11 protein-coding genes are annotated in these 13,003 nt (G+C 63.7%); all 11 read right to left on the bottom strand.

Annotation, left to right across the window (positions count from 1 at the left end):
- The 11 genes from M2334_RS06690 to nuoG all read right to left on the bottom strand — a co-directional run bounded on the left by M2334_RS06690 (window position 1) and on the right by nuoG (window position 13,002).
- Complete coding sequence (locus M2334_RS06690; protein WP_264594264.1) at window positions 1-1,647, bottom strand: ribonuclease J; 1,647 nt, start codon at window positions 1,645-1,647, stop codon at window positions 1-3.
- Window positions 1,644-2,432, bottom strand: a complete 789-nt coding sequence (locus M2334_RS06685) for a type III pantothenate kinase (protein WP_264594263.1) — start codon at window positions 2,430-2,432, stop codon at window positions 1,644-1,646. Before M2334_RS06685 ends, M2334_RS06690 begins: the two co-directional genes overlap by 4 nt.
- A gap of 44 nt (window positions 2,433-2,476) precedes the next feature.
- The gene (locus M2334_RS06680; RefSeq protein ID WP_264594262.1) at window positions 2,477-3,196 is read right to left on the bottom strand and encodes a biotin--[acetyl-CoA-carboxylase] ligase; all 720 of its coding nucleotides are present in this window, start codon (window positions 3,194-3,196) and stop codon (window positions 2,477-2,479) included.
- 100 nt (window positions 3,197-3,296) lie between these two features.
- The gene (gene nuoN, locus M2334_RS06675) at window positions 3,297-4,736 is read right to left on the bottom strand and encodes an NADH-quinone oxidoreductase subunit NuoN (RefSeq protein WP_264605067.1); all 1,440 of its coding nucleotides are present in this window, start codon (window positions 4,734-4,736) and stop codon (window positions 3,297-3,299) included.
- Window positions 4,736-6,283 carry an NADH-quinone oxidoreductase subunit M gene (locus tag M2334_RS06670; RefSeq protein ID WP_264605066.1) on the bottom strand — a complete coding sequence of 516 codons (1,548 nt, stop codon included), beginning with the start codon at window positions 6,281-6,283 and terminating at the stop codon, window positions 4,736-4,738. Before M2334_RS06670 ends, nuoN begins: the two co-directional genes overlap by 1 nt.
- A complete protein-coding gene (nuoL, locus tag M2334_RS06665) occupies window positions 6,280-8,406 on the bottom strand; it encodes an NADH-quinone oxidoreductase subunit L (RefSeq protein WP_264605065.1) in 2,127 nt (708 codons plus the stop codon). The genes M2334_RS06670 and nuoL overlap by 4 nt, the downstream gene beginning before the upstream one ends.
- A gap of 4 nt (window positions 8,407-8,410) precedes the next feature.
- Window positions 8,411-8,716 carry an NADH-quinone oxidoreductase subunit NuoK gene (nuoK, locus tag M2334_RS06660; RefSeq protein WP_181560075.1) on the bottom strand — a complete coding sequence of 102 codons (306 nt, stop codon included), beginning with the start codon at window positions 8,714-8,716 and terminating at the stop codon, window positions 8,411-8,413.
- 106 nt (window positions 8,717-8,822) lie between these two features.
- Window positions 8,823-9,437, bottom strand: a complete 615-nt coding sequence (locus tag M2334_RS06655; protein WP_181560076.1) for an NADH-quinone oxidoreductase subunit J — start codon at window positions 9,435-9,437, stop codon at window positions 8,823-8,825.
- Between the two features lie 30 nt (window positions 9,438-9,467).
- Window positions 9,468-9,950: an NADH-quinone oxidoreductase subunit NuoI gene (nuoI, locus tag M2334_RS06650; protein WP_264570750.1), complete on the bottom strand. Its 483-nt coding sequence runs from the start codon at window positions 9,948-9,950 to the stop codon at window positions 9,468-9,470.
- Complete coding sequence (gene nuoH, locus M2334_RS06645) at window positions 9,947-10,993, bottom strand: NADH-quinone oxidoreductase subunit NuoH (RefSeq protein ID WP_264605064.1); 1,047 nt, start codon at window positions 10,991-10,993, stop codon at window positions 9,947-9,949. Before nuoH ends, nuoI begins: the two co-directional genes overlap by 4 nt.
- Window positions 10,990-13,002, bottom strand: a complete 2,013-nt coding sequence (nuoG, locus tag M2334_RS06640; RefSeq protein WP_264605063.1) for an NADH-quinone oxidoreductase subunit NuoG — start codon at window positions 13,000-13,002, stop codon at window positions 10,990-10,992. Before nuoG ends, nuoH begins: the two co-directional genes overlap by 4 nt.
- Window position 13,003: the final 1 nt, after the last annotated feature.

Raw genomic sequence — 13,003 nt, 5'->3', positions numbered from 1 at the left:
TCAGCCGGCCTGCACGATCGTCACATCGACGATCGGCTTCTTGCCGGTCCACTCGAACGCCACGCGGCGCGCGCCGATGCGCACTGCTTCCCGCAAGGATTCGACGTCCCCACTCGCCTTGCCCTTGGCAACCACTGCGCCCACAGCCTTGGCCGCATCGGCCAGGAACTGCTCGCGATCATCCTCCACCGGCACGCCCTTGGTGCGGATATCCGGCACGCCCAGCATCTTGCCCTTGGAAGAAATGGCAAGCCCCACGCTCATATGGCCGTGGATCATGATCTTGCGGCGCTCGTTCATGGTGTTGCCATCGGCCGGCAGGATGACGTCGCCATCCAGCACGAGGCGTCCGGCGCGCGTCTCGCCGATCTTGTGCGGCCCATCGGGCGCGAGGCGGATGATGTCGCCATTGGTTTGCACAATGCCGCGCTCGATGCCCTGCTCGGCGGCAAAGCGCGCCTGTTCGGCCATATGGCGTAATTCGCCATGCACCGGAACGATCATCTCGGGCCGTATCCAGCCATACATTGCCGCAAGCTCCGGCCGCCCGGGGTGGCCGGAAACGTGGATATGCGCATCATTCTCGGTGATCATCACCACATTCTTGGCGGCCAGCGCATTCTGGATGCGGCCGATGGCCAGCTCGTTGCCAGGAATCTTGCGCGACGAGAAGATCACCGTGTCGCCGGTATCCAGCTTGATCGGGTGTTGATCGGTCGCGATGCGGGCGAGCGCGGCGCGGGATTCGCCCTGGCCTCCGGTCGCGATGATCATCGCCTCGCGCGGCGGCACCGCCATGATCGCGTCGAAGTCCAGCATCGGCGGCAGATTCTGCAGATAGCCGCAGCTCTTGGCGATGGTGATGATGCGATCGAGCGAGCGCCCCGCCACGCAGAGTTTACGCCCGGTGAGCCGCGCCACATTGGCCAGCGTCTGCAGGCGCGCGGCATTGCTGGCGAAGGTGGTCACCACCACCCTGCCCCTGGCGCCGGCGATGGTGCTCAGCAGATCGGCCTGCACAGAGCCTTCCGAGCCGCTGGCCTCGGGATTGAAGACATTGGTGCTGTCGCACACGAGCGCCAGTACGCCCTCGTCACCGACGGCTTTGAGTTCTTCCGCCGTGGAGGGCACGCCGATCTGCGGCTCGTCGTCGAGCTTCCAGTCGCCGGTGTGGAAGATGCGGCCAAAGGGCGTCTCGATCAGCAGCGCATTCCCTTCAGGAATCGAGTGCGCCAGCGGCAGATAGCGCATCCGGAAGTCGCCGAGTTGGAAGCTCTCGTCCTCCTGGATGACATGCAGCGTCACGCTGTCCGTCAGACCTTCCTCGGCAAGCTTGCCCCGCACCAGACCGGCGGTGAACGGCGTTGCATAGATCGGCACGTCGAGATCGGCCGCGAGATAAGGCACCGCGCCGATATGATCCTCATGCCCATGGGTAAGCACGATGCCGAGCAGATCCTTCTGCCGCTCCTCGATGAAGGCGGTGTCCGGCATGATGAGATCGATCCCGGGGAAGGACGGATCGGAGAAGGTCACCCCCAGATCCACCATCAACCATTTGCCACGACAGCCATAGAGATTGAGATTCATGCCGATTTCGCCTGACCCACCAAGGGCCAGGAAGAGAAGTTCATCGCCTGGCGTCATGCACTTTTTCCGCTGCGTTCATAAAGGAGTGCCAGGCCGGTCAATGTGAGATCCGGCACGATGGCATCGAAGAGATCGGTCTTCTGGTCGAACAAGATGGCGAGGCCGCCGGTGGCAAGAACAGTCGCCGGGCGGCCGATCTCCTTGCGCATCCGCATGACCAGCCCCTCCATCATTGCCACATATCCCCAGAAAACACCAATCAGCATCTGGTCCTCCGTGGTGCGGCCGATCACGGAATCATTGTTACGGGGGGATTCGATGGCGATGCGGGGCAGTTTCGCGGCATTGTTCACGAGCGCATCGAGCGACAGGTTGATGCCCGGCGCAATGATCCCGCCCTTATAGGCGCCGGTATAATCGATATAGTCGAAGGTGGTTGCCGTGCCGAAATCGATGACGATGAGATCGCCTTCATAGGCGTCATGGGCGGCGATGGCATTGAGCGCGCGATCCGCACCGAGCGTCTGCGGCATCGGCACGTCCACATTGATGTGCCACTCCACCGGCGGCTTGCCGGCAATCAGCGGCTCGACGCCGAAATATTTGCGGGCGAGCGTATCGAGATTATGCATCGCGCGCGGCACGACGGTAGAGACGATCACCGCCGTCACATCCTTCATGCCCAGCCCTTCGAGCTGGAGCAGCTGGTTGATCCACACGGCATATTCATCGCCGGTGCGGCGCGGATCGGTGGCGATCCGCCAGCGGGCGCGGATCGTGCGATTGGACGCGATCAGCGCGAAGACGACATTGGTATTTCCGGCATCGATGGCTAGCAACATGGGCTGATCCTCTCAGGCGGCGTTGCGCGTTTCCAGCGCCGAATTCAAGGCAATATGCCGACATCGCCGCTGTGGATGACGGCCTGTGTGCCATCCTCACGGGCCAGCATCAGCGCACCATCGTCGCGCAGGCCAGCAAAGCGCCCGTGTAAGGGGGCGCTGCCCGTGCCTGTCACCACCAGCGGCGTACCGACGGGATGCGCACGCGCGAGCCAGGCCGGGACGAGCGCGGCCATTCCCTCGGCGCGCCAAAGCAGCAGCCAGCGGTCGACCGCGAGAACCAACGCATCGAGGACTGTCTCCGCAGTGAGGCCGGCCCCGCCCGGCAGTGAGCTCAGCGCTACGGTCGGGCGGTCGGCGAGCGACGGCGCGGTGGCGATGTTGACCCCGATCCCGGCGATGATCGCCTGCCCCTCCCGCTCCAGCAACATGCCCGCGAGCTTGGCGCCATCCGCCAGCACATCATTGGGCCATTTCAGCAGGATCGACGCACTCTCAGCGAGGCGGGACAGCGCGTCATGGACCGCGATCCCCATCATCAGACTGATGCCGGTGACTGGCGGATCGCCCGGTTGCAACGCGATCAGCGTGGAGGCGTAGAGATTGCCCGTCGGGCTTTGCCATGCACGCCCAAGCCGCCCTCGCCCCGCCGTCTGAAGCTCGGCGCGCAGCCAGTGCCCATTCGGCCAGCGATCCGCCTGCGCGCGCAGATCGGCATTGGTGGAGCCAGTCTCCGGCACGACATGGATGCGCGCGTGCGCCATTTAGCCGCGCCCCTGTGACGCCATGCAGTGATCGAGGGTCATCGATGCGCCCACTGCGCACCGCCGCGTCGCCCCACTGGGGAGGCGACACGCGGCGGTCTCAGAACAGCGAGGCTGCAGCAGCCGCGCTCGCCCGGTCGAGCCAGGGGTTGAGCAGATAGCCCACCACAATGATCGCCGCGCAGGCGGTCATAAGCCCATATTCCAGCGGGCTGCGCGCGGTGCCATAAGGCTCGGCCGGCTGGTCGAAGTACATCGTCTTGACCACCTTGAGATAATAGAAGGCACCAATCACCGAAGCCGCGATACCGATGGCGGCGAGCGGCGTGAGGCCCGCACCGACGGCGGCATCAAACACCAGGAACTTGGCCCAGAAGCCGAACAGCGGCGGAATGCCTGCAAGGCTGAACATGAAGATGGCCAGCGCAGCCGCCAGACCCGGCCGCGAGCGCGACAGGCCTGCAAGGCTCGCGATCGTCTCGACCGGGTTGCCGTTCTCGTCGCGCATCTGCAGCACACAGGCGAAGCTGCCGACCGTCATGATGATGTAGATGAACAGATAACTCATCACCGCCGCAACACCTTCGGCCGTGCCGGCTGCCAGACCGATCAGTGCGAAACCGATGTTGTTGATCGAGGAATAAGCCAACAGTCGCTTGATGTTGGGCTGGTTGATCGCCGCGACGGCACCCAGCACGATGGAGGCCAAGGCCATGAAGATGATGATCTGCTGCCAGGCGACGCCGCTCGGTCCCATCGCGCTGATCGCCACGCGCACTGTCAGAGCGAGCGCAGCGACCTTGGGTGCGCTAGCGAAGAAGGCGGTAACCGGCGTCGGCGCACCTTCATACACGTCGGGCGTCCACATGTGGAACGGCACCGCACTGATCTTGAAGGCAAGACCAGCCAGCACGAACACCATGCCGAACATTTCGCCGGTGCTCAGTCCATCGGCCATCGCTGCAGCGACACCAGTGAAGCTCGTCGTACCGGAGAAGCCATAGAGCAGCGACATGCCATAAAGCAGGATGCCGCTCGCGAGGCCGCCGAGTACGAAATATTTGAGGCCCGCTTCTGCCGACCGCGAATCCTTGCGGGCAAAGCTCGCCAGCACATAGGCCGCCAGACTCTGCAGCTCGAGGCCGATATAGAGCGTCAGCAGATCGGCCGCCGACACCATCATCGACATGCCGATGGACGAGAAGAGGATCAGCACCGGATATTCGGCGCGCAGGCCACCGTCGCCATCGAAGAAGCGCGGCGCCACGACGATGCAGGCCGCAGCCGCGAAGAAGATCAGCGCCTTGGCGAAACTCGCAAAGGCATCGGCGCGGTAGAGACCCTCGAAGATCAGGCCGCCGGCATTCACGGCCGGCGTGGCGAGCAGCAGCCCGGCCACGGCCAGCGCCAGCACCGAGAGCCAGCTCACCGTGCGACCGGCGCTGTCGCCTGCAAAGGCACTGACCATCAGCAGGACCAGGCCTGAGATCGTCAGCGTGATTTCCGGCAGGACCGAAGCAAATACGCCCAGGCTATCCATCAGTGCGCCCCCTCGGCGTGTTCTTCGTGATGTGTGTCAACGGCTTTGCCGGTGCCCTTGGTGAGATGGGCGTCACCGGCGGGCTTCACGGCCTCGGTGCGGGCAACGATGCTGGCGACATTGCCGCGCATCGGCGCCAGGAAGCTCTCAGGATAGACGCCCATCCACAGGACTGCGGCGGCAATCGGCACCAGCAGCGCCAGTTCGCGCGCCGAGAGGTCCGGCATGGCGCGCACGTCGTCCTTGACCAGATCGCCGAACACCACGCGGCGGTAGAGCCACAGCATATAGGCGGCGCCCAGAATGATGCCGGTGGTGCAGACCAGCGCAACCCAGCTCGATGCCTGATAGATGCCCATCAGCGACAAGAGTTCGCCGACGAAGTTGCTCGTGCCCGGCAGGCCAACGGAGGCCATGGTGAAGAGCATGAACAGCAGCGCATATTTGGGCATGTTGACGGCAAGGCCGCCATAGCGACTGATCTCGCGGGTGTGCAGGCGATCATAGATGATGCCCACGCACAGGAAGAGCGCGCCGGAAACCAGGCCGTGGCCCAGCATCACCATCATGGCGCCCTCGACGCCCTGCTGGTTGAAGGCGAACAGGCCGACCGTCACGATCGCCATGTGCGCGACCGAGGAATAAGCGATCAGCTTCTTCATATCGCTCTGCACCAGCGCGACGAGGCTGGTGTAGACCACCGCGACCATCGAGAGGCCCCAGACCAGCCAGGCCAGTTCGGCCGAGGCGACCGGGAACATCGGCAGCGAGAAGCGGATGAAGCCATAGCCGCCCATCTTCAGCAGCACACCGGCGAGGATCACCGACCCTGCGGTCGGCGCCTGCACGTGCGCATCCGGCAGCCAGGTATGGACCGGCCACATGGGCATCTTCACCGCGAAGCTGGCGAAGAAGGCGAGGAACAGCCAGGTCTGCGCGTGCGGCGGGAAGTCATAGGCCATCAGCACCGGGATTGCGGTGGAGCCGGCCACGCGGACCATCCACAGCATCGCGATGAGCATCAGAACCGAGCCGAGCAGCGTATAGAGGAAGAATTTGTAGCTGGCGTAGATCCGGTCCGCGCCGCCCCAGATGCCGATGATGAGATACATCGGGATGAGGCCGGCCTCGAAGAAGATGTAGAAGAGGAAGATGTCCTGCGCCGCGAAGACGCCGATCATCAGCGTCTCCATGAACAGGAACGCCGCCATATATTCGCCGACGCGGTCCTTCACGGATTCCCAGCTCGCGCCGATGCAGATCGGCATCAGGAACACCGTGAGCGCAATCAGCATCAGGGCGATGCCGTCAATGCCCAGCGCCCAGGCGAACTTGCCGAAAATGGGCGCATATTCGGTGAACTGCCACTCCGCCGCACCAAGCGTCATGTCGAAGCTCAGCCAGAGGATAGCGCCCAGCAACAGGTCGATCAGGGTCGCGGCGAGCGCGATCCAGCGCGCCGACTGCGCCGAGACGAACAGGCAGGCGATGGCGCCGATCATCGGAACGGCGAGCATCAGCGAAAGGATGGGGAAGCTCTGGCTCATTTCGGCATGATCGCCCAGGTGACTGCCGCGGCGAGGCCAATCAGCATCACCAGCGCATAGGAATAGAGATAGCCCGACTGCATGGCCCGCGTGACCCGGCTGCCCGCGACGACGACTGCCGCCGCGCCATTGGGACCGAACCGATCGATGACCCCCTGGTCGCCGCCCTTCCAGAAGACGCGGCCAAGCCACATGGCCGGGCGAACGAAGATGAGATCGTACAGCTCGTCGAAATACCACTTATGCAGCAGGAAATCGTAGAGCATGTAGAACTGCGCCGTAAACTTGGCCGGCCAGTCGGTGTGGCGGATATAGGCCAGCCAGGCGATGACGAGGCCGGTGAGCATGACGACGGCCGGTGTCGCCTTCACCCAGAACGGCACTTCATGCGCGGCATGGACCAGATGCTCGTTGAAATAGAGCGTGCTGGCCGCCCAGAAGCGGGCGCCCTCCTCGACCCCGAAGAAGCTGTAGTAGAACACATAGCCGCCGAAGACCGCGCCAAGGCTCAGCACGATCAGCGGGATGAGCATGACCAGCGGGCTCTCATGGGGATGATAGCCTGCCGTGCCGGTTGCCTGCGCATCGACGCCATGGCCGTGCGGATCATGACCCGCATCTTCCTGCGCCGGCGGATTATCCGCGCCATGCTCGGCATGGCCATGTGCTTCGGCGTGGGCATGGTCGTCATGACCGTGGCCGTGGGCATCATGCCCATGCGCGTCATGCACAGCATGCTGAATGTGCTCGCTGCCCGCCCAGCGGGGCTTGCCCCAGAAGGTCAGGAACATCAGGCGCCAGCTGTAGAAGCTGGTGAGCAGCGCCGCGAAGGCGCCGACGAAGAACGCGCCCGTGCCATGACCGCCCGCCGCGAAGGCGCTCTCCAGGATGGCATCCTTGGAGAAGAAGCCGGCAAAGCCGAAATAGGTGCCGGGAATGCCGACGCCGGTGATGGCCAGCGTGCCAAGCAACATCGTCCAGAAGGTGATCGGGATCGATTTCCGCAGGCCGCCATAATAGCGCATGTCCTGCTCGTGATGCATGGCATGGATTACCGAGCCGGCACCAAGGAAGAGCAGCGCCTTGAAGAAGGCGTGCGTCAGCAGGTGGAACATCGCGGCACCATAAGCACCCACGCCAGCGGCGAAGAACATGTAGCCGAGCTGCGAGCAGGTCGAATAGGCGATCACGCGCTTGATGTCGGTCTGCACCGTGCCGATGGTGGCGGCGAAGATGCAGGTTGCCGCGCCAACGATGGTAACCACCGCCATGGCCGTCGCGCTCGTCTCGAACAGCGGCGAGAGGCGGCACACCATGAACACGCCTGCCGTGACCATGGTCGCGGCGTGGATCAGTGCGGAGACCGGCGTCGGGCCTTCCATCGCGTCCGGCAACCAGGTGTGGAGGCCGAGCTGCGCGGACTTGCCCATCGCGCCGATGAACAGCAGCAGGCACAGGACCGTCATGGTGTCGAGGCGCATGCCAAGGAAGCCGATGGTCGAACCGGCCATGGTCGGGGCCGCCGCCAGGATCGCCGGAATGTCGATCGTGCCGAACACCAGATAGATGCCGAAGATGCCGAGCATGAAGCCCAAGTCGCCGACGCGGTTGACCACGAACGCTTTGATGGCTGCCGCGCCCGCCGACGGCTTCTTGTACCAGAAACCGATCAGCAGATAGGACGCCAGGCCCACCCCTTCCCAGCCGAAGAACATCTGCAGCAGGTTGTTGGCGGTCACCAGCATCAGCATCGCGAAGGTGAACAGCGATAGATAGGCGAAGAAGCGCGGCTGATCCGGGTCCTCGTCCATATAGCCCCAGCTATACAGGTGGACGAGCGCGGAGACGCTGGTGATGACCACGAGCATCGTCGCCGTGAGCGAATCCACCCGCAGCGCCCAGCTGACGTCCAGCGTGCCCGAGCGCATCCAGGTGAACAGCTCGACAATCTGCGGCTGGGCATTGCCGGTGAGGTAGGAGATGAAGATGGGCCAGGAGAGCGCGCAGGAGAGGAACAGCGCGCCCGTCGTGATGATCTTGGACGGCACATTGCCGATGGCGCGCTGGCCCAGCCCCGCGATGATCGCGGCCAGCAGCGGACCGAAGACGATGATTGAGATCACGCGATCAGCCCTTCATCTGGTTGACATCGTCGACGGCAATGGTGCCGCGCTGACGGAAATAGATGACGAGGATCGCCAGACCGATCGCCGCTTCACCGGCGGCCACCGTCAGAACGAACATGGCGAAGACCTGCCCGACCAGATCACCCAGATAGGCGCTGAACGCGACGAGATTGATGTTCACCGCCAGCAGGATCAGCTCGATCGCCATCAGAATGACGATGATGTTCTTGCGGTTGATGAAGATGCCGAGCACGCCGAGCACGAACAGGATCGCGCTGACGACGACATAATGACCCAGGCCGATCATGCGGAAAGACCTCCCTTTCCGTTCGCTTCGAGCGAAGTCGAGAAGCGGGGTGCGCGACGTGTCTCGACGACGCTCGACACGAACGGAGCGTTGATGCGGAAGAGGCTCACAGCTCTACCCCCTTGCCCACCGGCTGATCGATGTTGCGCACGGCATCCTCGGGCCGGCGGCGGACCTGCTTGCCAATGTCCTGCGAGCGCACGCCGCCCCGTGCGCGATGCGTCAGCACGATGGCTCCGATCATCGCGACGAGCAGGATGAGCCCGGCCGCCTCGAACAGGAAGATGTAGCGAGAGTAAAGCAGCGCGCCGATCGCTTGGATGTTCGGCATGTCCGTGGGTGTCGGCGCGGCCCGCTGCGCGAGCGTGACCTCACCGGCCTGCCAGATGGCGATGCCCAGCACCAGCTCGACCAGCAGGATCAGCGCGATGGCGCCGCCCAGCGGGAAATAACTGACGAATCCCGCTCGCAACTCCGCGAAATCGATGTCGAGCATCATCACCACGAAGAGGAAGAGCACGGCAACCGCGCCCACATAGACGATGACGAGCAGCATCGCGACGAACTCGGCGCCGAGCAGCACCATGAGTCCCGCCGCGTTGAAGAACGCCAGGATGAGCCAGAGCACGCTGTGCACCGGATTGCGCGCGAGAATGACCATCGTGGCGGATGCCACGACGATGCTCGCGAACAGGTAGAAGGCGAAAACTTGAACGGTCAAAACGTCCCCCTCTGGTCCCTTCGCGGCGCCTTAACGGTAGGGGGCATCGGCGGCAAGGTTCGCCGCGATTGCCCGCTCCCATTTGTCACCATTGGCGAGCAGTTTCGCCTTGTCGTAATAGAGTTCTTCACGGGTTTCCGTGGCAAACTCGAAGTTCGGGCCTTCCACGATCGCGTCGACCGGGCAGGCTTCCTGGCAGAAGCCGCAATAAATGCACTTCACCATGTCGATATCGTAGCGCGTCGTGCGGCGCGAGCCATCGTCGCGCGGCTGCGCCTCGATGGTGATCGCCTGCGCCGGGCAGATTGCCTCGCAAAGCTTGCATGCGATGCAGCGCTCTTCGCCATTGGGATAACGGCGCAGCGCATGCTCGCCGCGGAAGCGGGGCGAGATCGGGTTCTTCTCATAGGGGTAGTTGATGGTCGCCTTTGGCTTGAAGAAATACTTCAAGGTCAAAGCGTGCGCCTTCAAAAACTCCCAGAGGGTGAAGGATTTGACGAGATGCGCAATCATGCGCCGCCTCCATAGCGGGTCAACATCAGGAACCCGGACACGAGGAATACGAAGAAGAGCGAAAGCGGCAGGAAGACCTTCCAGCCCAGCCGCATCAGCTGGTCATAGCGGAAGCGGGGCACCGTCGCCTTCACCCATGAGAAGATGAAGAAGAACACGAAGGTCTTGCCCAGCAGCCAGATGATGCCCGGCACAATATAAAGCGGCGCCCAGTCCACCGGCGGCAGATAGCCACCCCAGAAGAGCAGCGCGTTGAGCAGGCACATCAGGATGACGTTGGCATATTCACCGAGCCAGAAGAGCGCGAAGCTCATCGACGAATATTCGGTCTGATAGCCGGCGACGAGCTCGGATTCCGCCTCGGTCAGGTCGAAGGGCGCCCGCGCCGTCTCCGCCATGGACGAGATGAGGAACACCACCGCCATCGGGAAGAGCAGCGGGTTGAAGCCGTGGCCATTCAAAAAGCCATAATAGCTGCGCTGCGTCTCGACGATGGTCGAGAGATTGAAGCTGCCCGACCAGAGCACGACGCTGATCAGCACGAAGCCGATCGAGACCTCATAGGAGATCATCTGCGCACTGGCGCGCATCGCCGAGAAGAAGGGATATTTGGAGTTGGACGCCCAGCCCGAGATCACCACGCCGTAAACGCCGAGCGAGCTGATCGCGAGAATATAGAGCAGGCCGACATTGATGTCCGCCAGCACCATCCCGGCATCGAACGGAATGACCGCCCAGGCCAGCAGCGCCACCGTGAAGGTGATGATCGGCGCGAGGATGAACAGGCCCTTGTTGGCCGCACTCGGGATGATCGTTTCCTGCAGGAAGACCTTGAGGCCGTCCGCGAACGACTGGAGCAGGCCAAAGGGACCGACGACGTTCGGGCCGCGACGCAGCGCCATCGCCGCCCAGATCTTGCGGTCGGCATAGATGATCATCGCCACCGCCAGCATGAGCGGCAGCGCGATGAGCAGGATGAGGATCAGGTTGGCGACGAACCAGCCGAAGCCCGTGCCCAGATAGGTCTGGAAAAACTCGGTCATTCCGCGGCCTCCGCGAACTCTTCACCCATGACCAGTTCTGCCGAGCAGCGCTTCATCGTCGGGCTGGCCCGGCAGATGGCGTTGGTCAGGTAGAAATCCTTGATCGGCAGGCTGATCGGGCCGCTCGCATTGCTCGCCAGCGACGGGGCTGACCAGCCGAAATCGACCAGGCCTTCCTGCGCTAGCGCCGGGACGGCGGCATACATGGCCGCACGCAGTGCCTCGAAGCTGTCGAACGGCAGCTTCTTGCCCAGCACATCAGAAAGCGCGCGCAGGATCGTCCAGTCCTCGCGGGCATCGCCCGGCGCGAACACGGCCTTGTCGCCGCGCTGCACGCGGCCTTCCGTGTTCACATAGGTGCCGGCCTTTTCGGTGTAGGCCGCGCCGGGCAGGATCACGTCCGCTGCATGGGCGCCCTTGTCGCCATGATGGCCGACATAGACCTTGAAGCTCTTGCCGAAGAGGTCGAACGGCACATCGTCCGCGCCCATCAGGAACAGCAGCTTGGGCTCGCTTTGCGCGATCGCCTTCACCCCGCCCCGCGCGGCATAGCCGAGCATCAGCCCGCCCATACGCGCGGCGGCCATGTGGACGACGTTGAAGCCGTTCCAGTCAGGCTCGATCAGACCCAGCGTGTTCACCGCCGCCAGCGCCGCGCCGTGCACGCCGGCGGCCGCCAGCGCACCGCCGCCCATGATGAGTGCCGGGCGGTTAGCCGCAGCGAAGGCATCAAGCACGTCCTTGGGCAGGTTCGCGAGCAGCGCCGCATCGTTGCCGAGCGAGGTCACCTTGTAGGTCAGGTCCACGTCCGGCCCGATGGTCCAGACCTTGGCGCCCTTCTTGATGGCCTTGCGGATGCGCGTGTTGATCAGCGGCGCTTCCCAGCGCAGATTGGTGCCGACCAGCAGGATCGCGTCCGCCGTCTCGATGCCGGCGAGCGTCGAATTGAAGTTCACCGCCGAAAGGCTGGAAACGTCATAATCGAGGCCGCCCTGGCGACCTTCCAGCAGCGAACCGCCAAGGCCACGGACCAGCTCACGCGCGGCGAACATCGTCTCGCAATCGAGCTGATCGCCGGCGATCGCTGCGACCGACCCGTTGGCGCTCTTCGCAACGGCGGCGATGGCCGCAAAGGCCTCGTCCCATGTCGCGGGGACAAGCTGCCCATCCTTGCGAACATAGGGCTTGTCCAGACGCTTGCGCATCAGCCCGTCAACGGCGTGGCGGGTCTTGTCGCTCGCCCACTCCTCGTTCACGTCATCATTGACGCGCGGCAGCACGCGCAGCACGGCGCGGCCGCGACTGTCGATGCGGATGTTGGTGCCCACCGCATCCATCACGTCGATGCCGAGCGTCTTCTTGAGCTCCCAGGGCCGTGCCTCGAAGGCATAGGGTTTGGACGTCAGCGCGCCTACCGGGCAAAGATCGACCACATTGCCGGAGAGCTCGCTCTTGGCGGCATGTTCCAGATAGGTGGTGATCTGCATGTTCTCGCCGCGATAGATCGCGCCAATCTCCGGCACGCCGGCGACTTCCTCGGCAAAGCGCACGCAGCGGGTGCACTGGATGCAGCGGGTCATCACCGTCTTGACGATGGGCCCCATATATTTCTCGGTGACCGCGCGCTTGTTCTCGTCATAGCGGCTCTGGCCACGGCCATAAGCGACGGACTGGTCCTGCAGATCGCACTCGCCGCCCTGATCGCAGATCGGGCAATCGAGCGGGTGATTGATGAGCAGGAACTCCATCACGCCCTCGCGAGCCTTCTTCACCATCTCGCTATCGGTGCGGATTTCCTGGCCGTCAGCGGCCGGCAGCGCGCAACTCGCCTGCGGCTTGGGCGGCCCGGGCTTCACTTCGACCAGACACATGCGGCAATTGCCCGCAATGGAGAGGCGCTCGTGATAGCAGAAGCGCGGAATTTCCTTGCCGGCCAGCTCGCACGCCTGAAGCACGGTGGCTCCGGCGGGCACTTCGATGTCGATGCCGTCTACTTTGACTGTGGGCATG

It is taken from the genome of Sphingobium sp. B11D3D, assembly GCF_025961755.1.
In the GTDB taxonomy this organism is placed as follows: domain Bacteria; phylum Pseudomonadota; class Alphaproteobacteria; order Sphingomonadales; family Sphingomonadaceae; genus Sphingobium.
The sequence above is the reverse complement of the archived record's forward strand: the minus strand, read 5'-3'. Positions and strand labels throughout refer to the sequence as shown.

Bases quoted from the DNA above. Each gene is read 5' to 3' on its own strand.
- M2334_RS06690 (WP_264594264.1), bottom strand. From the start codon at position 1,647: ATGACGCCAGGCGATGAACTTCTCTTCCTGGCCCTTGGTGGGTCAGGC.
- M2334_RS06685 (WP_264594263.1), bottom strand. From the start codon at position 2,432: ATGTTGCTAGCCATCGATGCCGGAAATACCAATGTCGTCTTCGCGCTG.
- M2334_RS06680 (WP_264594262.1), bottom strand. From the start codon at position 3,196: ATGGCGCACGCGCGCATCCATGTCGTGCCGGAGACTGGCTCCACCAAT.
- nuoN (WP_264605067.1), bottom strand. From the start codon at position 4,736: ATGGATAGCCTGGGCGTATTTGCTTCGGTCCTGCCGGAAATCACGCTG.
- M2334_RS06670 (WP_264605066.1), bottom strand. From the start codon at position 6,283: ATGAGCCAGAGCTTCCCCATCCTTTCGCTGATGCTCGCCGTTCCGATG.
- nuoK (WP_181560075.1), bottom strand. From the start codon at position 8,716: ATGATCGGCCTGGGTCATTATGTCGTCGTCAGCGCGATCCTGTTCGTG.
- nuoI (WP_264570750.1), bottom strand. From the start codon at position 9,950: ATGATTGCGCATCTCGTCAAATCCTTCACCCTCTGGGAGTTTTTGAAG.
- nuoH (WP_264605064.1), bottom strand. From the start codon at position 10,993: ATGACCGAGTTTTTCCAGACCTATCTGGGCACGGGCTTCGGCTGGTTC.
- nuoG (WP_264605063.1), bottom strand. From the start codon at position 13,002: ATGCCCACAGTCAAAGTAGACGGCATCGACATCGAAGTGCCCGCCGGA.